The following is a 21904-nucleotide window of genomic DNA, read 5'->3' on the forward strand; positions in this document are numbered from 1 at the left end:
GTATTTTATGCCAAGTACGTTTAAAATAGTGATAGTATACCCTCGGTAGTAGGTGCTGGTACTCACATTGGGCACGTTGCGCTTATTGAGGCTAAAGGGTAGCCGTTTCCTGGCTACTGAACCGAAGCCGCGCAGCAGCACCAGTAGTGCACGTGAGGGGGCCTACCTTAAAATTCCTCAGCGACTTACCGAATAGGTTTTGCGCTGTACGCCCACCCCGGTAATCTTCACGGACTGCCAGCCGGTGGGTAAGGTGGTTTTGCTTTGCACAATGCCGGTGGGCGTGATATTGAGTCCCCCAAAACCCATCAGTACGGCTTGCAGCACTCCGCCTGCACCCGTAGCAAAGTAAGGGTTGGTGCCACCTTTGGTTTCGGCAATGACACGGAAGGGAGGTAGCAGATTGGGTTCGTAGGCATCCTTAAACCAGATTTTAGCCTTTTCAGCATTGCCAAGACGCGCGTAAAGCAAGGCAAAGATGGCCTGGGTCATGGCTGGAGTGCCCGCCGTGGGCACCCGGGTTTCGTAGTACTCTAAGTCTTTCCTGATTTGGGCCGGGGCCGTGACGACGTTCAGGGGGTAGGCCAGCAAGTTTACGTCGCCCTGCTTGATGCCTTCGCCCTGGTAGGTGGCGTGCTCGCGGGTAGTGCCATCCGCCATTTTCAGAATCGGAATGTTCTGGGCTACGTGCAGCCAGTCGGGATTGGCGCGCAAGCCCAGCAGCTTGGCGGCAGCGACGGCGTTGCGCAGGTTTACCTGGGCGGCGGCGTTGGTAAAGGCGTCGTTGTCCACGTTTTCGGCCCATTCATCGGCGGCAACTACGTTGCGAATGTCGTAGCGCCCGGGGCCGTTGCGCTCCACCCGGCTGGCCCAAAAATCGGCCGTAGCGGATAGGATTGGCCAGCCTTTCTCCCGCAGCCAGCCTTGGTCCTGAGTTACACAGTAGTACTGCCAAGCTGCCAGGGCCACGTCGGCCGAAATATGGTGCTCAAAGGGTCCGCTCAGGGCCCACACGGGCGTTTCTTCCACCCCCATATCGGCGCTTTCCCACGGGTACATGGCTCCCTGGTAGCCATGAGAGAAGGCGTTGCGCTGGGCTGGCTCCAGCCGCCGAAACCGGTACTCAAGTAAGGATTTGGCAATTTCAGGGTGCAAGACCAGTAAAGCCGGAAACATCCACACGTCGGTATCCCAAAACACGTGGCCGTTGTAGCCCAGGCCCGAGAGGCCCATGGGCGAAGGCGAGTAATCGGTGCCAGCGCGCGAGAAGCTGTACAAGTGGTAGAGCATGCTGTGTACGTCCTGCTGGGCCTGGGCATCGCCCTGAATCTGAATGTCACTTTTCCACAACTCATCCCAGGCTTTGGCGTGGAAGCTCAATAGGCGCTCCTTGCCCTCAAGGCGGGCAAAAATGGTCAGGCGCTCGGCTTCGTTGAGGGGGTCGGCATGGTGGGCAGAGGTGATGGACGAGCCTGCCACCGCGTAGCTGTAGGTTTGCCCGGCTTTCAGCACCTTGTTGAACTTCATCAGGTGCATGTTGCTGTCCCACATTTCATGAATGACCTTGGGCTCCTGTCCGTGCGGCTCGCTGAAAAGAAAGCTGTTGGAAGCGCACAGCTGGAGCTTGCCCGTGCTGCTGTGCGCCGACGACGTGAGCAGGCTGAGCGTGACGTGCGGACGGTCTATTTCGTTGTAGTAGTTTTGAACCTCGCGCAGAGCGTCAGGGGCGTCCATGACGCTAGCGGCGGTGAGGGACACGTCTTTTTTGGCCGTTATGGTCACGTCCACCAGTACCGTGTAGGGAAGCTGGCGCAGGGCATAATGCGTGTAGCGGATAGTAGCCTTATCGGCGTAATCGAAGGAAGTAGTCAGCCCAGCATGCTGCATATCCAGCTCCTGCCGGAAGTTGCTCACGTCCTTGCCGGAGAGGCGCTGCCCATCTACCTCCAGGTACATGTTCAGTAGGTTGAAGCTGTTGAGGAAGTTGCTCACCCGACCCCGCCCGTACTGGTCATAGGCGCCGGCCAGCACCACGCTTTTCACCTGAAACGGCTCAGGCGAAGAAACCACGCCCAGCATCCCGTTGGCTACCGTGACTCCGTAGTAGTTGCGCGGGTCAACTTGGGCGGCAGTTAGGCGCCAAGGGTCGGGCGTTTGGGCTGCCGCCGGGCGCCACGCAGCCCCTAGGAATAAAGCGAGGGCACAGAGCAGCCTAGGCAAAGTGGGAAAGTGGGTGGTCATGGGAAAGAGGGCGAAAGAACGGGTGGGGTGGGGTTCAGCGCAAGGGTATTACCACGGCCTGCCAGGGCTCCAAGGCTAAGGTAGAGGCGGAAGTAAAGGTAGGGTAGTTATTGAGCCAGGGCATACCGTTGAGAGTCAGACCCGCTGGCACCGGCCACTTGCGCTTTTCCGAAGAGAAGTTGAGCACTACCAAAGCCTTGTCGGGGCCGAGGGTGCGGGTGTAGGCGTAGATGTGGGGGTTGGCTTCGTCCAGCAGGTGGTAGGCCCCGTACACCAGCACCTTGTGCTGCTGCCGCGCAGCCGTGGCCCGCCGGAAGTAATTGAGGACGGAGTTAGGGTCTTTCTCCTGAGCCGCCGCGTTCAGTTGCGGGTAGTTGGGGTTTACCGCAAGCCAGGGCGCACCAGTAGTAAAACCCGCATTGGCCGATGCATTCCACTGGAAAGGTGTGCGCGCATTATCCCGGGCACTGCGCTTAGCTGTGGCTAAGAAGGCCGCTAGGTCGCCGCCTTGCTGTTGCAGGCGCGCATACTCGTTGCGGGTAGCCACGTCGCGGTACTGCTCAATTCGGTCGAAGCGGATATTGGTCATGCCTAGCTCATCGCCATTGTAGTAGTACGGCGTGCCGCGCATGGTCAGGATAAAGGTAGTCAGTAGCTTGGCCGAGGGCTCCCGGAAAGCGGGCCGGTCGTCGCCGAACTTGCTCACCATCCGGGGCACATCATGGTTGGCTAGGAAGATAGAAAGCCAACCCTTCTGAGCAAAAGCACTGTCCCAACGGGTATATACCCGCTTGAAATCCTTGAGCTGGTAGCCCCCGGGGCCATTGCCCAGGTCAACCCCTTCAAAGTGATACGCCATGTTCAACTCGTGGCGCGCGGGGTCTACGAAGCGCATGGCGTCGGTGGGGCCCCGGCCGGCACCCTCGGCCACGGTCATGACGTTGTACTTGCTCAGCACCTCCCGGTTCATTTCCTGGAGGTAGTCATGCAGGTGCGGGCCCTCCCCGTAGTAGGCAATGATGTTTTTCTCGTAGCCTGCCGGTAATACGGGAAAGGTCGTGTCTTTCGACACAAACTGGAACGCATCCATTCGGAAGCCGTCGATGCCCTTGTCCAGCCAAAAACGCATCAACTGGTACACTTCCTGCCGCAACTTGGGATTTTCCCAGTTCAAATCGGGCTGCTTGCGCGAGAAGTAATGCAAGTAGTAGGAGTTGGTGAGCGAGTCATACTTCCAGGCGTCGCTGTTCACGTCAAAAAAACTCCAGCGCGGCGTTGGTTTGCCTTTTTCCGCCGGCCACCAGTGGTAATAGTCTCGGTAGGGATTGGTGCGCGAGCTACGGGCCTGCTTAAACCACTCGTGCTCGTCGCTACTGTGATTAACCACCAGATCCATCACGAGCTTGATGTTGCGCTGATGCAGGCCTTTGAGCAGGGCATCGAAATCCTGCATGGTGCCAAATGCCGGCATAATCTGCCGATAATCGGAAATATCGTAGCCGTTGTCGTCGTTGGGCGAGGCGTAAATTGGATTCAGCCACACCGTACCCACGCCCAGGCTCTTCAGGTAATCTAGCTTGGAAATGATACCGCGCAAGTCGCCCACGCCATCACCATTACTGTCTTGAAAGCTGCGCGGATAAATTTGGTACACAACAGTTTCTTTCCACCACTGGGCATTTTGCTTTTGGCTTGTCGGCTGGGCTCGGGCCGCCGGGCGGTGGTTAGAGGAGACGGATTGCGCCCAGCTGCTGGTTGAAATGAGAAGCAAGGCCACCAGGGCAGTTTGGATGATGTTCTTCATTGCGCAGAAGTAGGGCCCGTTTTCCGCGTGCAGGCTGCTGGCCGCTACTGAGTAGCAGCAACCAGCAGCCTGTTGGTGGGCGCGGTGGCCAGTGAAGTAAAACGATTAGTACCCGGGGTTTTGCGTTAGATTCGGGTTAACGGCCAGCTGTTGATTGGGAATGGGAAAAATCAGATACTTGGCTTCGCTGCTGGTTGGGCCCTGCTCAATGGGCCCCAAGAATTTGCCAAAACGCACCATGTCCTGCCGGCGCCACTGCTCCAGGTACAGCTCCCGCCCCCGCTCGTCGAGAAGGGAGTTTAAATCTAAGCTGGTTAGTGCACCAGCGTTGCGCGACGAATGCGTGCGGATGGAGTTGACCAGCGCCAGCGGGGTAGTGCCGTAAGTACCGGCCGAAGTGGGGGTGCCGCCGCGCAAAATAGCCTCCGCCTTCATCAGCAGAATATCGGGCAGTCGCAGGTGTACCATGTCGTTGTCGGTAGTGCCGGCTCCGTTGTTGGTAAAGTCGGGTGGGTATTTCATTGGGCGAATTCCCGTGACTTCCAGGTTAGCACCGGTTTCAATGATGCGCACTTCCCGGGTGAAAGCCAGGGGGGCTCCCGTGCGGTCAGTCAGGGGGGCGTCGGTTGTTAGGTTGTACTGCTGTCCGAGGAGGAAGCCCACGTTCTGACGCTTGCCGGGATTCAGCGGGCCATTCTTGTAGGTATACACTGTACCCCGTCTGATGTCATTCGCCCCAAACTTGTCGTAGAAGCTGGGTAGCGCAGCCGGCCCGTTGTAGCCACTAGGCGACATGTTGTAGTGGGAAATAAACCGCCACAGGTCAAACTGGGCGCCGCTGCTCACGCCGCCAATGTTTAGCTCCGTAAAAATGTTCTCCGTGCCGATGGCCGTGTTATCGGGGGCGAAGTTGTCAAAGTAGTTGGTGGCAAACTGGTAGCGCCCGGAGTTGATAATCTGGTCGGCCAGGGTAATCACCTGGTTCATGTCGGCGGCGGCAAACGTGGGCGTCTGGCGGTTGGCGTACACGCCCCGGTTGAGGTAGCACTTCATAAGCAAGCCCCGCGCCGCATCCTTATTGGCCCGGTAGGCCGGCCCGTCGGGCAAGTTGGTCAGCACGGCATTCACCTCACTAATAATGAAGTCGAGGGCTTCCGTACCCTTGCGCACACGGGCATTAGCAGCCACACTCTCGCCGGGCTCCCGGTAGGGTACTTGGTCAAATAGGTCCAGCGTCCAGTACATGGCCCAGGCCCGCAGGAAGCGAGCTTCGGCCTGCTGCTGGACAGAGGCACTAAACTCGGGCCGCAGCACGTCGTTGGCGGCAAATACTACCCCGCCCAGGTTGGCAAAGGCGTCGCGAATTTGGCTGTGGTTGGCGTCCCAGGTGTGCAGGTGCAGTTGGCGCCACACGCCGTTGTCGTCCCAGTCGCCGGCCCGGGTAGGCATAATGCGCTCATCGGTGGTTACTTCCGAGAGGGCAAATACCTGAGTAGCGCCCTGAAACGGGCTACGCATGGAGGTGTACACGCCATCGAGTAAAGAAGCCGCGTTACCTGTCCTCACCTGGTCGGGTGTAAGAGAGCCCTGAAATTCTTCGTTTATCTCGCAGCTGCCAGCTAGTTGAAGCACAGTCAGCAAAGCCGCCGCGCTGAGTATCTTTTTCATAAAAAATGGATCAGGGGTGGTTTACAGAGAGAAATTGACGCCGAACGTGAAGGTGCGCGCCGTGGGGTAGCCCGTGTAGTCGATGCCAGCCGAAGGGACCACACCAAATGCCTTATTGGTGTTTACCTCCGGGTCGAAGCCGCGGTACTTGGTAATGACAAAGAGGTTCTGGCCGATGGCATACACGCTGGCACCCTTAAAGGCTTTGCCCAGGTCGCCGAGGGCGTAGGACAGCGTCACGTTGGAGAGGCGCACGAAATTGCCGTTTTCTAAGTAGCGCGTGGAGGGCGTAACGGCATTGGCCAGCGACTCCCTCGTGCCCGACTCGTATTCGGCCAGGGCAATGTTGCGGCCCGCACGAATCTGGCTGACGTTCAGTACGCTGTTAAAAGTGTTGTTATAAATCTTATTGCCGAATACCCCATTGAGATTGGCCGTCAGGGAAAGCTTGGCAAAGCGGGCAGTTGTGCTCAGGCCCGCCAGCGTGGTGGGGTTAGGGTTGCCGGCGTAGCCCGCGGCCCCAAATTCGTTGTACAGCCCTGTGCTGGCGTTGATACCGTTATAGGTGGGCAAGTAGAAGCCGTTCAGCGGAGAGCCGTTCTGAATGGTTTCTATCGTTACGCCCGAGAGGCCCTGCCCGCTAAGCGTACCCGTTTGAATAACCAGGGTAGCTGGCAGCCCCGATACCTCATTTTTTACGAATGTCGCATTGGCCGCAAAGCTCAGCCCGAAGCGTTGCGTGTCGAAGGCCGTGATGCCTGCCAACAGTTCTACCCCCTTGTTAACAATGATGCCGTCGAGGTTGGCCCAGATAACACTGCTCCCACCAGGCGCCGCCGGATACCCGGGAATATTGGGGTAAAGCAGGTCGGTTGTGCGCTTGTAGAAATAGTCAGCCGTCAGCGTCAGGCGGTTGTTGAATAAGGCGAAGTCGAGGCCAGCGTTGTACTGCTCGTCGGCCTGCCACTTTAGGTCCGGGTTTGCGTTGGTAATCTGGCCTAGGCCACCGCTATTGGACAAGAAGGCAAACTGCCCCTGCGCCGAGCCTGCCGGGAACTCCTGGTTGCCGGTGCGGCCGTAGCCTACCCGCGCCTTCAGTTGGTTGATGGCCTCAACGGCAAAGAAGCTTTCCTGGCTGATGTCCCAGGCTGCTGATAAGGAAGGGAAATAGCCGTACCGGTTGTTGGCGCCGAACTTAGTGCTACCATCTGCCCGCAGGGTTGCCGTCAGTAAGTAGCGGTTTTTGTAATTTACAATGGCCCGGCCGAAGTACGACTGCAGTTCGGTTACGGGGTCCACAAACGAGGAAATGTTGCGGGCCGACGGGTTGGAGTATTGTAGGTAGTTGGTGTAATCCAGCCCATAGGTGCCAAAGCCGCCGGCTGGCCCCAGTGCATTGATGGTTGAGCCAGAGTTAGCAAACTTCTGGTACTCGTACCCCAGCAGCGCATTCACGTTGAAGTCGGGGCTGACCTGCCGGTTGAAGCTCAGCGTGTGCGTCATTTGCTGGGTGAGCAGCTCGTTGTTGCCGATAAGCGCAAACCCCCGCCCAACGTAGTCCTCAATGTTGAGGCGCTGGTCGATGGACGTGCGGCGGACCCCAGTGCTATAGTTAGCCGAAATCAGGGCCCGGTATTCCAGCCAATCGGTGAACTTATAGTACGGTGAAATCGAAGCCAACGCAGTGGTTACCCGGGAGTTGTCGTTGTAGTACTCTAGTTGGGCTACTGGGTTGATGATGGTGCCACGCCGGACGAACGGGCTGCCGTCAGAATTGTACAGCGTATCGGTAGGGTTGTACTGCAAAGCCTGGCCGATGAGGCTGCCGCGGAAGTCGCCGTTGTTGGTGATGGGTGCCAGCTGCTCCCGGAATTGGCTCGTAGTCAGGTTTACGTCGGCCCCCAGGCGCTTGCTTTCCAGGAACTTTAGGTTGGTAGAAAGGCTAGCGGTATACTTTTTAAACCCGGTTTTCCGAACAATGCCCTTCTGATCGAGGTAGCCGAGCGAAAGGCGGTAGCGGCCGTTGTCGCTGCCGCCGCTCAGGGCCACGTTGTAGTTCTGGAGGGCTGCCGTGCGCAGAATAGCATCTAGGGGGTCGTTGTTTAAGCCCTTGTCGTTGGTAGTGGGCGCATCGTAGTAGCGCAGGGCCTGCCGGTATTGGTCGGCGTCAAGCACGTCAATCTTGCGCATAATCTGGGAAAAGCCTCCTGAGACGCCCACATCCAGCCGGGGCTCACCCGATTTGCCGCGCTTGGTAGTAATGATGACTACGCCGTAGGCTGCCCGGGACCCGTAAATGGCCGTAGCGGAAGCGTCCTTGAGCACGTCAATGCTTTCAATATCAGCCGGGTTTAGGAAGTTGAGCGGGTTGCTGTCGGGGCTGCCACCCAGGGCGGTGTTCAGGCCGGGCCGGGCCGAGCGACCATCCAGGGGTACGCCATCAATGACGTACAGCGGCTGGCCCGTACCGGTCACGGCCGAGTTACCGCGGATGCGGATGGTAGCGGCGCCGCCGGGCTGCCCGCTGTTCTGAGTTACCTGCACGCCCGAGGCTCGCCCCTGAATCAGTTGGTCGGGTGAGGTGAAGGTTCCCTTGTTAAAGTCTTTGGGGCTCAATGAACTTACGGCTCCGGTGAGGTCTTGCTTACGGGCCGTGCCGTAGCCTACCACCACCACGTCGCCCAGGGCCTGAGCGTCTTCGCGCAGCGTCACTTGCACCGTAGATTTGCCCGTGATGCTGACTTGCTGAGACGCAAAGCCCACAAAGGATACGGTTAGGGTGGTGGCATCAGTGGGTACTTGCAGGGTAAAGCTGCCGTCGCCGCTGGTGCTTGTTCCTACCGACGTGCCGGGCACAACGACCGTCACGCCCGGTAGGCCGTTTGAAGTAGCGTCAACTACTCTGCCCGAAACAGACCGCGTAGCCTGCGCTTGGCTCAGTATAGGAGATAATGCACATAGGCTGGTGAAAACCAGAGCTTTCACTAATGCAGGAATGCTTCGGCCGGATAGCCCGGCGGATGATTGCTCAGCCAATGTGTAGCGTTTGTACCAGTTATTGTCCATGAGTGAAGGAATAGAGTGTGGGAATTCTACAGGCACTTAGCTAAGCGTAAGCCGGCTGCCGCTACTCGGCAGAAAAGCAAGGCAAACGGCTCGGCTTTGCTGAGTGCAACTCGGGAAAGGCACTATGGGTGCAGGCAGTTAGCCACTGAGGAGCAGAGTATTGCGTAATGTTGAGCTGAGGAGAGTTAGGTTGGTAGCATAGGAAAGGAAGGGTTATGTGGGAAGGCAGATAAGATGGAAAAGCATGAAAAGCCAAGTGTGGCCGAAGTCAAGGGCAGGCTAAGATTGGTAAGCTGAGACAGGTGAAATGCAGCCCTTGAAACAGATATGGTGAGTGCGCTATCCTAGGTAGGCTCTACTAGCACTGATCATCCACTGCGGCGGTGCGTACTAGAAGAATCAGGGGCCCATGACCTCTGGCGGCCAATGGTTAGGATGAGGTTGCTAGCCTAGTGCTGCTAGGTTAGGCCCTTGTATTCAGGTGTGCCCTAGCCTAGATATTGGGGTAGTTGGTGTAGAAGGCCATCAGTTTAATTGTCTTGTTTTCATGGGTTGACAGCAGCAAAGGGATGCTCAAACGGCGGCCAACGCCAGCACCTGGGCCTCAGATATGGGTGGGGTAGCGCCCTGGTAGCTGGCTACTAGGGCACCCGCGGCGCAGGCAAAAGCCAAGTAGTTGGGAGGCGCCTGCCTCAGCAGCAACCCCCGAAGCAAAGCAGCAAGAAAAGCGTCGCCGCTACCGATGGTATCTTGCACCTGCACCACTAAGCTTGGGCTGAAATACAGCTGGTGGTCGACCCACAAGACTGCTCCATCGGCTCCCTTCGTGACGCACACGGCTTGCAGATGAAAGCGTTCAGCCAGCCACTGTAGGGCCGTTTCTTCACTCGGGGCCACCCCAAACCACCCCATGATTTCCGTTAACTCGTGGTGGTTTAGTTTTACCACGTCGGCTTGGTTGAGTAGGTAGCTCACTACGTCGCGGGAGTAGTGGGGGGGGCGTAGGTTTACATCAAAGACCTTGAGGCGGGCTTGTTGCAGTAGCCGGTACAACGTTTCGCGGGAGGGTGCGTGGCGGGCCGCGAGGCTGCCATATACGAAGGCCTCGGCCGTTTCTACCAATTCTCGTACCTCGGCCGTGTACTGGATGTAGTCCCAGGCCACGGGCTTCACAATCTGGTAGGTTACTTCCATCGTGTTGCTCACGTTGGCTTTTACCACGCCTGTCAGGTGAGTTTCGCCGTGCTGCACGTAGTGGGTGCTGATGTTCTTTGACTCCACGAAAGCCCGCAACTCGGTACCTAAGTCATCATGACCAATACGGCTGATAATTAGAGCATTCAGACCGAAGTTGTGCAGGTGCACGGCTACATTCAGGGGGGCGCCGCCGGGCTGCCGGCCGGTGGGTAGCATGTCCCATAGCATTTCTCCAAAGCAAGCAATTGGCATGGGATGAGATGGAAAAGAGTTCCTGAAAACACTACCTCGCTACAGCCACCGAAATGCCTTTCAGCCCTACTGCTGGGGGCGCCAGTGGCTGTTTAGGAAATGCTGGTCTGGCTGGTCTAAAGGCGTTATTTTTTACGCCCGACACTAACCGCAGCACCCTTAGTGCATGACCAGCGTGTTCTCCATTTGCTCCAAACTACTACCCTTGGTTTCGGGCATATAGCGCAGCACAAACAGGAGTTGCAGCACCATCATGGCGCAGAAAAAAGAGAATGTATGCCCACCGCCCAAGCGCTCGGCCAGGTAGGGAAAAGAGAAGGCAATAACCGTAGCCATTACCCAGTGGGTAGAGGAGCCCAATGCTTGTCCCTTGGCCCGCACCGCGTTGGGAAATATCTCGGAGATGAACACCCAGATGACGGCTCCTTGCGAGAAAGCAAAGAAGCCGATGTACACGAACAGCAGCACCGGCACGAGGTAACCGCTGAACTGCTGGGTATAAAAGGCTCGCGCTACCAGCGCTAGCGTGGCAATGAGGCCAAAAGACCCTACCAGCATGAGTTTGCGCCGCCCAAACCGGTCGATGACATTGACCCCCAGAAGAGTAAAGGCAAAGTTGACCAGACCAATACCCGCCGACGAGAGCAAGGCCGCGCCCTGACCCAGGCCGGTCATCTCAAAAATGCGCGGGGCATAATAGATGATGGCATTGATGCCCGACACCTGATTGAAAAAGGCAAAGGCCACGGCAAGCAGCACCGGCGTGCGGTACTGAGTTGCCCACAACGACTCCCCGCGGCCGGTGCCAAGAAACTGAGCGTTCAGGATGGCGGCTACATCCTCCTGCACGGTAGCGGGGCTAATAATGCTTAGCACGTCGCGGCCTTCATTCAGGCGGCCATGCAGTAGTAGCCAGCGGGGGCTTTCGGGTACTTGAAATAGGAAGAGCAGGAAGGCCGCCGCTGGCAGAGCCTGCACGCCCAGCATTAGGCGCCAAGAATCTTCACCGGCATTGGCAAGCAGGTAGTTAGAGAGGTAGGCTGCGAGAATGCCAAAGACAATGTTGAACTGAAACAAGCCCACCAGCTTGCCGCGCGAGTTGGCCGGCGAAATTTCAGAAATGTAGAGTGGAGCCGTTACGGAGGAAGCCCCCACGCCCAAACCACCTAAAAAGCGGAACACCATGAAGGGTACCCAACTCGGCGCTAGCGCCGCGCCTACGGCCGACACCAAGTACAGCACCGCAATCCAGCGCAAGGTTTGCCGCCGCCCCAACTGGTCCGAAGGGATACCCCCGAACATAGCACCTAGTACTGTACCAATCAGGGCAATCGAGATAGTAAAGCCGTGCTCGAAAGCCGACAACTGCCAGAGGTGCTGAATGGACCTTTCGGCTCCTGAAATCACGGCCGTGTCAAAGCCAAATAGAAAGCCGCCCAGTGCCGTGACGATTGACCAGAAAAGAACTTTGCGCTGAATCATGGAAAACCGGGGTGAACGTTTCCCAAATCTTGCCTTCCGTTACGGCTACAGTCTGCTGCATTCTTTCAAATGCATGCAAAATTCTTGCAGATCATTATTTGTTACGTAAGATGCTGATAATAAGTAATTTAATAGCGTATATCTAGTTCTTGAACAGGGCTATATCCTTAATAATTCGACAGCACTTGCAGAATTTTGACAGGGTTAGTGGCCTGTGTGCAGAGCTTTAAACTCGGAGGGAGATACTTGGTACTTGCCTTTGAAGAGGGTGGCAAAGTAGGAAGGAGAAGAAAAGCCGGTTTGATAAGCTACCTGAGCAATGGTACTACCTTCCTGAAGCAGCAGTTGCCGGGCCTTGGTAAGGCGTAGGTTTTGGATGCAGTCAATTACACCCGTGCCTAACAGGGCTTTCACTTTGCGGTACAACTGCATCTGCGAAATGCCCATACTGCGCGCAATATCATCCACGCTCAGGCTGGACCGGTCGAGGTTGGCTTCGATGATGGCCATGAGGTCGGCCAAAAACTTTTGGTCTACGCGCTGGGGCGCTACCGTAGCGGTATCCACCGACAGCTCCCGGCGGAAGTGCTCCCGCTGCTGGTCGCGGTTGCGCAGTAGTGTGCGCAGGCTTTCTACTAGGAAGGTGGGGTTGAAAGGTTTGGTCAGGTAGAGGTCGGCCCCGGCCTGCACACCCTCAATCTGCTGTTCGGGGGCATTGCGGGCCGTGAGTAGCACCAGGGGAATGTGGGAGGTGCGCCAGTCGCCTTTCAGGGCGGCCACCACGTCAAGGCCACTGAGCTCCGGCAAGTTTACATCACAAACAACCACATCGGGAATGGTCTCACTGGCCTGGCGTAAGCCGGTAGCGCCATCGGCGGCGGTACTTACCTGGAAGTGAGGTTGGAGCTTCTGCACCAGAAAGTTGCGTACTTCTTCCTGATCTTCAATTATGAGTACGGTAGTGGTTGTGCGGGCCAGCGGGCTCTCGTCGAGCAGAGGCGCGGGCTCGTCGTCGAGCAGGTCATTCGGCGCGTGCGTATTGTGGGCTAGCTCCGCATCCAAGAAAGTAGTAGGCTTCTCCAGGGGCAGCGTCACCGTGAACGTGCTGCCGTGGCCGGGCTGACTCCGAAAGGATAAGGTACCCTCGTGCAAGCGGGTTAGACCGTCGGCCAGGGCGAGCCCCAGCCCCGAGCCGTTGGCAGATGGCTGGCTACCCTGGTAAAACCACCGCATGATGTGCGGCTGATCTGTTTCGGCAATGCCGCGCCCGTTGTCTTCTACGCTTATCTGCACGGTATTGGTGCCGGCATTGCGCTGCATGCTTACCGTAATGTGGCCGCCATCGGGGGTGTACTTGAAGGCGTTGGAAAGTAAGTTGGAAAACACCTTGTCTAGAATGTCGCCGTCGAACCACAGGCTGATAACAGGTTCGGCTGGCAAAAACCGGAAGGTGATGCCCCGGCGCAGCGCGGTTTTCTCGAATACATCCATGAGCTCCCGCACGAAAGCTACCAGGTTGCCCTGGGTAGCGCGCACGGCCATCTTGCCCACGTCGATTTTGCGGAAATCCAACAACTGGTTTACCAACTGTAGTAAGCGCTGGGTGTTGCGGCGCACCAGCTGCAAGTCGTGGCGCTGGGCAGCAGTTAGCTCACTAGGGTTGGTGAGCAAGTCTTCTACTGGGCCCAAAATGAGGGTGAGCGGGGTGCGCAGCTCGTGAGAGAAGTTGGTGAAAAAGCGCAGCTTGGCCTCCGACGACCGACGGGCTTCCTCGGCCAGTTGTGCAATCTGGTTGTGCTGGGCGCTAATTTGGGCGTTCTGCCCCTCTAGTACTTCCCGAATGCGACGGTTCAGGCGCGAGGACCGCCACGCTAGAGCCCCCAGCAGCGTGGCCACCATCAAGCTTGCCAGAAGCAGATAAACTGTGATTTTCTGGCTGGCATAACGGCGCATCTGTTCTTTCAGGCGCAACTGCTGCCGGCGCAGGTCCTGCCGTTGGGCAACCAAGGCCTGTGTTTGGGCGCGCACAGTACCTACGTTCAGCGAGTCAATGACCATCGTGCCCAGTACGTTATCTTTCACGTAGGGCTCATGGCGCAGAATACGCAGGGCCGTGCGGATGGCTTCTTCTCCTCCGGTAGGGTACAGCAGGGTCGCCTTTAGCACGCCATCTTCCACCAACTGCAAGCCATTGCCCGGCCCCGGAAGGCCATCTACCCCAATTATGTGTAGGCGCTCGGCTCGGCCGAGCTGCCGGGCTACTTGGTGGGCCGCCCGCGCCATGGGGTCATTGTGAGCAAAAATCAAATCAACCCCGGGATGCGCCCGCAATACGGACGGCAAGCGGGCTAGTACCGAAGCGGGCTGCCAGTCACCCAGCACCTGGGCAACTACTTGCACGGAGGCGTGGGACGACAAAGCTTGCCGGAAGCCCAGGGTGCGGTCGGTGGCTGGGGAGGAGCCAGGAGTGCCCGTAATTTCGAGCACCTGGCCGCGGCCGCTTAACAATTGGGCAGCGTACTGCCCCGCGGTGCGACCTACCTCTTGGTTGTTGCCGCCCACGTAGGCGGTATAAAGGCGCGAGGTTGTGCGTCGGTCAAGAATGACAACCGGAATGCCTTGATTGTAAGCGGCTTCTGCTATGGCCGTTAAGGGCCCCGACTGATTAGGGGAAATCAATAGTAAGTCTACCTTCTGCCGAATCAGTTCCTGCACCTGCTGGCGTTGCAGGGCGCTATTGTTCTTGGCGTCCAGCATCTGGAACTGCACGTTCGGGTGAAAGCTCAGTTCCTTTTCCATGCCGGCCAGCATGGCTCGGCGCCAGGCGTCGTTGGTGGTACACTGCGAGAAGCCTATGCGGTACACCGGCTCCCGGGTATCCGTCGTGCAGCTGACCAGCAGAGCTAATACACCGAAAGTCAGAAATCGGAACCAGTCATGTTTAGTCACTGAAAAGTTCAAAGGGTGGGAGTATGGTTGGGTAAGGGCAGGTAGGGTCGGCGTGGCACCAGTACCCCGGCGCAAGCGTGGGTGCTTGCTGACGACGGGCACGGATGAGCTTGTAAATTACTACAGAATAATTTGACTTATTTCCTTGATATAGGGAGACTTGTACACCTTCTTATTAGCGCCTACCCAGATGTTACCTACTATTAATAAAGGCGCTGGTGCAGCCGTGTTCTTCCTTAGCAGGGGGAGAAGGTAAGGCACCTACTTGAGGTTGACCACCAATTGCGAGAGCAGGCACAGTAATAATACTATGGTAATCAGACTAGTAACTACTGATTGCCCGAGTGGGGCCAGTAGCCGAGGCTGCTACTTTCAGTTGTAAGGATAAGTCGGGCGCCCGCCTTTCTGAGCCGCGGCACGTCTAGCCTGCTCCCTTGCGCAGCCTTAGCAGGCTAGAAGTGCCGTGCTTCCCCTAGTGCCTAGGCCGAGTAGCAACGTAACGCTCCTACGCCGGAAAGAGCTAGGGTAGGGGAATGCAAATGGTGATGAGCGTCCCCTGACCCAGAGCCGATTCTAGTTGAAGCGTTCCGTTCAGCAGCGTTACCCGGTCTTCAATAATCTTCAGGCCAATACCCGTGAAGGGTGTGCGGGTGACAAGACCAACGCCGTCGTCCTGGGCTTCTATGCAGAGGCCGTGGGCATCGCGAGTTACTTCCAAGCGGGCCCGGGTGGCCTGGGCGTGCTTGATGATATTGTTGATTAGCTCCTGCGCTATGCGGTAGATGGCCGTTTCCAGGTAGGGGGAGAGGCGTTCTGTCAGCCCATGGCACGAAAAGGCAATACCACTACTTGCAAAATGAGAGCAGAAGTCTTTAAGGGCCTTGTCTAAGCCGTATTCCTTCAACAGGATGGGAATCAGTTCGTGCGAAACCCGTCGGGTTTCGGCAATGGCAGTGCCGAGTAGGTGCTCTGTTTTCGCTACCATAGCCGAAAGAGCACCCTCGGGCGCTGGGAGCAGGTGGGCAACCCGGTGAAGGTTTAGCTTGGTGGCGTACAAAAGCTGGCCCACCCCATTGTGTAAAGACTCAGCTATTCGATGGCGCTCTTCTTCCTGAGCATCAAGAATGGCAAACAACAGCTGGTTTTGTTGTTCCAGGCGCAGGCGTAGGTTTTCCTGCTCTAGGCGAATAACTTCACTGACGTCCATATCCACACCCAGCACACGTACGGGCTGCCCGGCCGTATTACGCAGCACCGTGGCTCTTATCTTCAAGGACGTAACGCCCCCCCGAACGTTGATACGCACGGTTTCTTCCATGGCCTGGGGGCTGTGCTGTAACTGGTGCATTAGCCGCTGGGCTAGCTGCCGGTCTTCTGTCAGCACGTAGTCGAGGTAGGTCGTGAGTTGTACGGGTGTACCCACTGGTAAATCGAACAGGCGGTACATGCCCGCCGACCAGCGTAGTGTATCCGTAGCGGGCTCATACTCCCAACTACCTAGCTGCGCCACTTGCTCCGTTTGTTTTAACTGCTGCAAGTTCTGGCGCAACTGCTGCTCGGCCTCTTTGCGCCCCGTAATATCGGCCGTGGTGGTGGCTACGCCATCGTGTAACTTCACGGTAGACTGGTGAAACCAGCCATCGAACTGCTCCTGGGCGTAGTACCGCTCGCTCTGGTCGGGACACCCGGTTTCTACTACCCGCTTGAAGGTGTCGAATATGCCAGCTGCCACCACGCCGGGGTTTTGGGTTAGCAGGAGCTGGCCAATTACGTCGCCGTAGATGTTCTCCGCAGCCTGGTTATTGAGTATCCACCGAAAGTCCACGATTTCGCCTTGCTCGTCGCGTACGGCTTCAAATACCTGCACCATGCTCGGGGAGCTGTCGAGGGTAGCCTGCAGGAGTTCCCGGCTCGTCTGCAACTGCTGCTCGGCTTGTTTGCGGGCGTTGATGTCCTCGGTGTGCATCACAAAGCCGTCGCCCATTTTCACCAGCGTTTGGTGAAACCAGCCATCGAATTGCTCATGGCTATAGTAGTGCTCGTGGTCGACGGGTACGCCGGTATGCGTCACCTGCACAAACTGCTCAAACAGGCCATTAACAACCACACCGGGGTTTTCCGTGAGCAGGCTTTTGCCTACCGGCTCCCCGTAGCGGTCCGTCCAGGCTTTGTTGGCATACACCCACGTAAAGTCCACAATGTGCCCGTTGTCGTCACGTACTGCCTTGAAAGCCTGTACCACATAGAGCGAATTATCCAGGCTCACTTGCAGCTGCTCCTTGGCAGTCAATAGCTCCTGCGCCGCATCCCGCGCTTCCGTTTGGTCTTCTACCACGCTCTCTAGCCGAATGGCCGTGCCGGCAGCATCGCACACTACCCGACCGTGCGAAACCAAGTTGCGCCACTGTCCATCGGGGCGCCGGATGCGGCGGCTGTACCAGTAAGGTTGCCGATTGCGTCGGGCCTGGGCGAGAATCCGCCGGATGGTAGGCACATCGTCTGGGTGAGTTCGGGAATCCATCCACGCCACCGACGGTGTACCCATCTGTGGTGTCTCGCCAAAGAGCTGATACATACCCGCAGAAAACTGCACCGCCCCGCTGCGCAGGTCCAGCTCATAACTACCCAAGTGAGCTATGGCTTCGGCCGCTTGTAGGCGAGCTTCGCTAGTGGCTAGTGTCTGCTGAACAGTGTGCAAGTGCCGATTCTCTTCTAGCAATACTTCCTGCTGGGCTAGCAACGCGGTTAGCAACTCCTGAGCCTCCGCCAAGCTGGTAGGAGGAGCGCTGGCCCGGTGCTTCAACTGCTCCCAAGCAGTAGCAGGACTACTGCTGGCAGGTACATTAGCTGGCAAGATGTTTTCCATGAAGATGAAGGCAAGGGAAATACTCGTGTCGTAGTTAGCCTTCCAGAAAATAGTCGTCAGCCCAAGCAGGTAAGAGAACCTGGTGCCGCCTCAGGTGGCTATGCGCGCATAGAACGGCGCTGCAAGCAACAAGGATAACCAGGTCGCCTCGGTAGGCCAAAAGGCCAGCGCGTTTGGGCAAGCGTGTAGACCAGGCCAGTCAACCGTTTCGTAGAATAGGCTGCGTGAGTTGCAACAGCAATAGGCACAGATCGTCTTCCGCAAATGGCTTGGTCACGCACCCGTTCATGCCGGCCGCCAAGTACGTAGCTTGGTCTGCCTCAAACGCGTTGGCCGTTAAGGCAATAATGGGCATAGTGGTGCGGGTTGGGTTTGGTAGCTGACGGAAAGCCCGGGTTACTTCCAGCCCGCTCATGCCGGGCATTTGAATATCGAGTACCGCCGCGTCGTAGGGCTGCGCCTCAAGCGCAGCCAGTGCTGCTACTCCACTGTCCACCACATCAACGACTACGCCCCGCTGCTCCAAAATCACCCGGGTAATCCATTGGTTGATTAGGTTGTCTTCGGCCAGCAACACCCGCAGGCCCCGTAAGGCCGCGTAGCTTGCCTTCGGCGGTTCGGCTGGTACGAGGGTCGTGGTGTCCTCACTCCGCGGTAGCGTCAGCACAAAGAAAAAAGTGGAGCCTTCGTGCAAGGTGCTACTTAGCCGTAGCACGCCCCCCATCTGCCGCACTAGTTGGTCGCTGATGGCCAGCCCCAGGCCCGTTCCGCCCAAACCGGACGACGAGACCGCGCTACCTTGGCTGAAGGCCTCGAAGATACCTTCCTGTTCCTCGGGGGCAATGCCAATACCCGTATCCTGCACCCAGAAGCGTACGGTCACGTCATCCAGGGTTTGGTTGACCAGCGTGGCACCCAGGTGAATGCTACCCTGCTCCGTAAACTTAAGGGCGTTGCCCAGCAGATTGAGCAGTACTTGGTGGAGGCGGGCCGCGTCGCCGAGCACTGCGAGCCCCTGGAGCGCATCTGCCGCCACGGTTACGGGGAGGCCTTTTAGCGTGGCTAGGGCGCCTACCGTCTGCTGGGCACCTTGCAGGGTACTTAGCACATCGAATGGGGCCTGAACCAAGGGCTGAGGCCGGGAGGTGATTTTAGTTAAATCAAGTACGTCGTTGATCAGCATCAACAGCTGATGACCAGCTTGCTGCATCGTGGTCAGGTAGTCTTGCTGCTGGGTAGTAAGCGGTGTTTTTTCCAGTAGCAGCGCCATACCCAACACCCCGTTCAAGGGCGTTCGGATTTCGTGACTCATGCGCGAGAGAAACATTTCCTTGGCCTGGGCATTTTCTTCGGCCTGCTGCTTGGCGTGCTGGGCCTCCTGCTCAGCCACTACCCGCGCCGTAATGTCGGTGTGCAGCGTTAGTACCTCCAGCCGGCCGTCTGCTCGTTGTAGGGGGCGTTTGTCGGTTTGGAAGTAGCGCACCTGTCCTTCCTCGGTTGTAAGCGAAATTTCACGACGAAGGATTTGCTTGGTTTCGAGCACCTGCCGGTTCCAGGCGCAGAACTGATCATAGTCGCGCTGGTGGTCGGTTCGTTGAGGTCGGTTGAAGCCCCGGCTCTGGAAGAAGTCTCGAAAAGCTACGTTGGCAAACACTACTTCGTTGGTAGAGCTTATCACGCAGAGCATGTTAGGTATCGTGTCTACGATCTGCTGGATGAAATGCTGGTGTTCCTGCAAGGTCATTTCAGCCTGCTGCCGCTCGGTAATATCAATGCCTAGGCTTAGCACCATGCGTAGCGTGCCATTGGGGGCGAACAAGGGACGGAAGCGCCGTAGGTGATACCGCTCCCCCAACTGGGGGTCCCACAAGGTTTCCTCCCACGTAACCTCCTGCCGCTCCCGCAAGGCTTGTTCAAACAGCACCTGGCGGCGCTCTGCCATAGCGCGGGGCCGCCCCCGCTGGGCGCACGATTCAAAGTTGTTCTTGCCAATCAGCCAAGCTCGCGTAGCTGCATCGGGTTCCACTACAGCGTTTACGTACAAATAGCGGTGTTCGGCATCGAAGGCTATGACGCCAGCGGGCGCGTGGGCGAGTATTGTTTCATAGAAGGCCTCCTGCTCACTGAGTTGAAGCTGCGGCCAGCAAACGGCCCGCGCAGTTAGGTACAACGTAAGGTGCGCCTCTCCCAGCCCGGCCACTGCAGTAGCCTGGTAGGAGTTTCCGGCCAGCGTAGCCTCCTGCGGCTGGCCGGTTTGTAAGGCTTGCTGCCCTAGGTGTAGCAGGTGCTGCCCATCTACTTGTTGCACCGCGTCGGGACTGGCCACTAGTAGGGAAGCAGCGGCCGGGTTTGCGTAGCATACCTCACCCGCAGCAGAAAGCTGCATTACAGGTTGTGGATTCTGCTCGAGTAAGCTGGCACGGGCCTGCACTTGGGTCTGGCGCTGGTGGCGCGCGGTAATATCGCGACCCATAATCAGGCGTTCCGAGCCTTCTGATTCTAGTACCAGGTAGTCAAGTTCAATTACTCGACCGTCGGCCAAGGCAAACTCCTGGCAGAGTACTGTTTGCTCTGCTCTGTGAACCGTTTGCAGCCACGTGTGAAAAGTAGCTGGGGTATGAAAAGCCGCCGCAATCCAGTTGATTTCTGCTACCGAAGGCTGGGGGCTGAGAGCGAATAGGCGCTCCGCAGAAAGGCCCAGTAAGGTGCAGAAAGCTACGTTGAGAGCTTGAGTTTGACCGTCCGTGTCAATCAGCCATCCTCCCGTGGGCAGCTGTTGCAGGAAGGCCACCGCAAGGGGACGATTAGCGGAATGTGCTGCCTGCTGCAAGGCAGTAATCTGAACTTGGGCGGCAGCCAGGGCGAGCTGGCACTGCGCCAGTTGATCCGCTAGACTAGCCGTTCCATCTAAGGGGGAAGAGGACATATTAGCAGAGATAATAGGTATTCGTAAGCAAAGTAGAAGATAACGAAGGAGTGCTGCCCTACGCAACAGGTGCCGGGCAGAACTGTCGGTAGTATTTCAGTAACACGTACGGAATAACTAGGCAAAGTACACTTTTTCGGAAGGGGGTGCCTACACCCACCTGCTTGCATCTTTGCGTACTGCTTTAGCTGCTGATAAGTTTGCTGCTGACAATCAAAAACTTAGTATTCATGTAATGCTCCTGGCTTGGCATAGAGGGCCGATAAACGTTGCCGATTCTGTTTGCGCTACTTTATCTCAAGGCCACACGGCCGGGGTGAGCGGGCGTTTGAACATGTGCCGCTCAGTAAGCTGTTCAATAGCAAAGTGAATCTGTTGCCCGCTGAATTTTGCGCGTCTTATGTAATCCGGAGGGTTGCGGCCTATAGCGTGATTAGCAGTTTGGATTCACTTTTAGAACGTCTGCAATTACCCGTGTTCCTACGGTGCTGGTAGCGTACGGCTAGTTTTTGATTTGACTGCTTTATTGGCGCCCGATCCAGCAGAAAATGCTGGATCGGGCGCTTACCTGTTGCGGTGCCGTAAGGTATTTACTAGCCGGGTTCGACTACCTGAGTAAATCTTACCTTATGAGTCTTCTGACTTCTTTAGCGCGGCAGGTCACCCAACACGTTACCGTGGCCCGCGCCGAGCGCATTGCTTCCTATGCCTACCGCATTACCCTCACGGGTCCGACTCTCGCCGGTTGGACCTACACGCCCGGCCAAACGCTGAACGTCTTTTTCGGGCTAGGTGCCACTGGCGCGGCGGCAAGCCTGCGCAAGCGCACGTATTCAGTGTGGGGGTACGACGCTGACCGCCTGGAGTTGGAGCTAGCCATCTGCACATTCTCGGATGGTCCCGGTGCGCGCTGGGCGGCGCAGTGCCGGCCCGGCGACGCGGTCCATTTCTACGGCCCGGGCGGCAAGTTCCTGCTGAATCCAACCGCCCCCGCGCATGTGTTCCTGGGCGACGTTTCCTGCCTTTCCCACTTCTATGCGCTGCGAAGGCAAGTGCCGCCTACCGTGCCCGTGCTCAGCGTCATCCACGCCCATCACCACGACGAGGTATTTGCGGACTTGGACGGTACCCGGCCTTTGCACGTGGAAGCTGCCGATGCGCTTTCTGCCTTGCAGTATCTACAGGCGGCAGAAGTTCAGGGCCTACGGGCCCTGCCGGGGGCGCAGGTGTATTGGGGTGGCTTGGAGGCGACGTGCATTGCCGGCTATAGATTGCTACAACGTGAGTGGCCTACCCTCACTGTCAAGGCCAAACCCTTCTGGAAATAGCCGTAGTAAAGAGGTCCCGTGGCGGGCAGACCACGATGACCAGCTAACGATGCTTGTAGCGCCAGGACCCCCGGTGAGTATTTTGTATAAACTAGGCCCGAGGCCAGAATAGTACGGGCTAGCCA

General features: G+C 57.4%; 10 protein-coding genes. 1 reads left to right on the forward strand and 9 read right to left on the reverse strand.

Translation table 11 applies throughout. The features are described 5' to 3' along the window. Window positions 1-177: 177 nt before the first annotated feature. From CHB83_RS20815 to CHB83_RS20855, 9 genes are all read right to left on the reverse strand, one after another. Window positions 178-2241: a glycoside hydrolase family 65 protein gene (locus tag CHB83_RS20815; RefSeq protein ID WP_218823218.1), complete on the reverse strand. Its 2064-nt coding sequence runs from the start codon at window positions 2239-2241 to the stop codon at window positions 178-180. A 34-nt stretch (window positions 2242-2275) separates the two neighbouring features. Then, entirely contained in the window at window positions 2276-4045 is a 1770-nt protein-coding gene (locus CHB83_RS20820; RefSeq protein WP_089334102.1) for a glycoside hydrolase family 13 protein, read from the reverse strand. A gap of 105 nt (window positions 4046-4150) precedes the next feature. Then, window positions 4151-5713, reverse strand: a complete 1563-nt coding sequence (locus CHB83_RS20825; RefSeq protein WP_089334103.1) for a RagB/SusD family nutrient uptake outer membrane protein — start codon at window positions 5711-5713, stop codon at window positions 4151-4153. 21 nt (window positions 5714-5734) lie between these two features. Next, complete coding sequence (locus CHB83_RS20830; protein ID WP_089334104.1) at window positions 5735-8779, reverse strand: SusC/RagA family TonB-linked outer membrane protein; 3045 nt, start codon at window positions 8777-8779, stop codon at window positions 5735-5737. Window positions 8780-9352: 573 nt separating this feature from the next. Beyond that, entirely contained in the window at window positions 9353-10228 is an 876-nt protein-coding gene (locus tag CHB83_RS20835; protein ID WP_245855400.1) for a carbohydrate kinase family protein, read from the reverse strand. A gap of 159 nt (window positions 10229-10387) precedes the next feature. Continuing rightward, window positions 10388-11710: a sugar porter family MFS transporter gene (locus CHB83_RS20840; protein WP_089334105.1), complete on the reverse strand. Its 1323-nt coding sequence runs from the start codon at window positions 11708-11710 to the stop codon at window positions 10388-10390. A gap of 204 nt (window positions 11711-11914) precedes the next feature. Next, window positions 11915-14659 (reverse strand): hybrid sensor histidine kinase/response regulator transcription factor, encoded by a 2745-nt coding sequence (locus tag CHB83_RS20845; protein WP_089334106.1) that lies wholly within the window; start codon window positions 14657-14659, stop codon window positions 11915-11917. A 520-nt stretch (window positions 14660-15179) separates the two neighbouring features. Then, complete coding sequence (locus CHB83_RS20850) at window positions 15180-17525, reverse strand: sensor histidine kinase (protein ID WP_089334107.1); 2346 nt, start codon at window positions 17523-17525, stop codon at window positions 15180-15182. Between the two features lie 199 nt (window positions 17526-17724). Further along, window positions 17725-20451: a PAS domain-containing hybrid sensor histidine kinase/response regulator gene (locus CHB83_RS20855; protein WP_089334108.1), complete on the reverse strand. Its 2727-nt coding sequence runs from the start codon at window positions 20449-20451 to the stop codon at window positions 17725-17727. 629 nt (window positions 20452-21080) lie between these two features. Between CHB83_RS20855 and CHB83_RS20860 the strand changes: the two genes are divergently transcribed. Continuing rightward, entirely contained in the window at window positions 21081-21779 is a 699-nt protein-coding gene (locus CHB83_RS20860) for a siderophore-interacting protein (protein WP_179225590.1), read from the forward strand. Window positions 21780-21904: the final 125 nt, after the last annotated feature.

The sequence above is a fragment of the Hymenobacter mucosus genome (genome assembly GCF_900188255.1).
GTDB classification, from domain to species: Bacteria; Bacteroidota; Bacteroidia; order Cytophagales; family Hymenobacteraceae; genus Hymenobacter; species Hymenobacter mucosus.

Bases quoted from the DNA above. Each gene is read 5' to 3' on its own strand.
- CHB83_RS20815 (WP_218823218.1), bottom strand. From the start codon at position 2,241: ATGACCACCCACTTTCCCACTTTGCCTAGGCTGCTCTGTGCCCTCGCT.
- CHB83_RS20820 (WP_089334102.1), bottom strand. From the start codon at position 4,045: ATGAAGAACATCATCCAAACTGCCCTGGTGGCCTTGCTTCTCATTTCA.
- CHB83_RS20825 (WP_089334103.1), bottom strand. From the start codon at position 5,713: ATGAAAAAGATACTCAGCGCGGCGGCTTTGCTGACTGTGCTTCAACTA.
- CHB83_RS20830 (WP_089334104.1), bottom strand. From the start codon at position 8,779: ATGGACAATAACTGGTACAAACGCTACACATTGGCTGAGCAATCATCC.
- CHB83_RS20835 (WP_245855400.1), bottom strand. From the start codon at position 10,228: ATGCCAATTGCTTGCTTTGGAGAAATGCTATGGGACATGCTACCCACC.
- CHB83_RS20840 (WP_089334105.1), bottom strand. From the start codon at position 11,710: ATGATTCAGCGCAAAGTTCTTTTCTGGTCAATCGTCACGGCACTGGGC.
- CHB83_RS20850 (WP_089334107.1), bottom strand. From the start codon at position 17,525: ATGGAAAACATCTTGCCAGCTAATGTACCTGCCAGCAGTAGTCCTGCT.
- CHB83_RS20855 (WP_089334108.1), bottom strand. From the start codon at position 20,451: ATGTCCTCTTCCCCCTTAGATGGAACGGCTAGTCTAGCGGATCAACTG.
- CHB83_RS20860 (WP_179225590.1), top strand. From the start codon at position 21,081: ATGAGTCTTCTGACTTCTTTAGCGCGGCAGGTCACCCAACACGTTACC.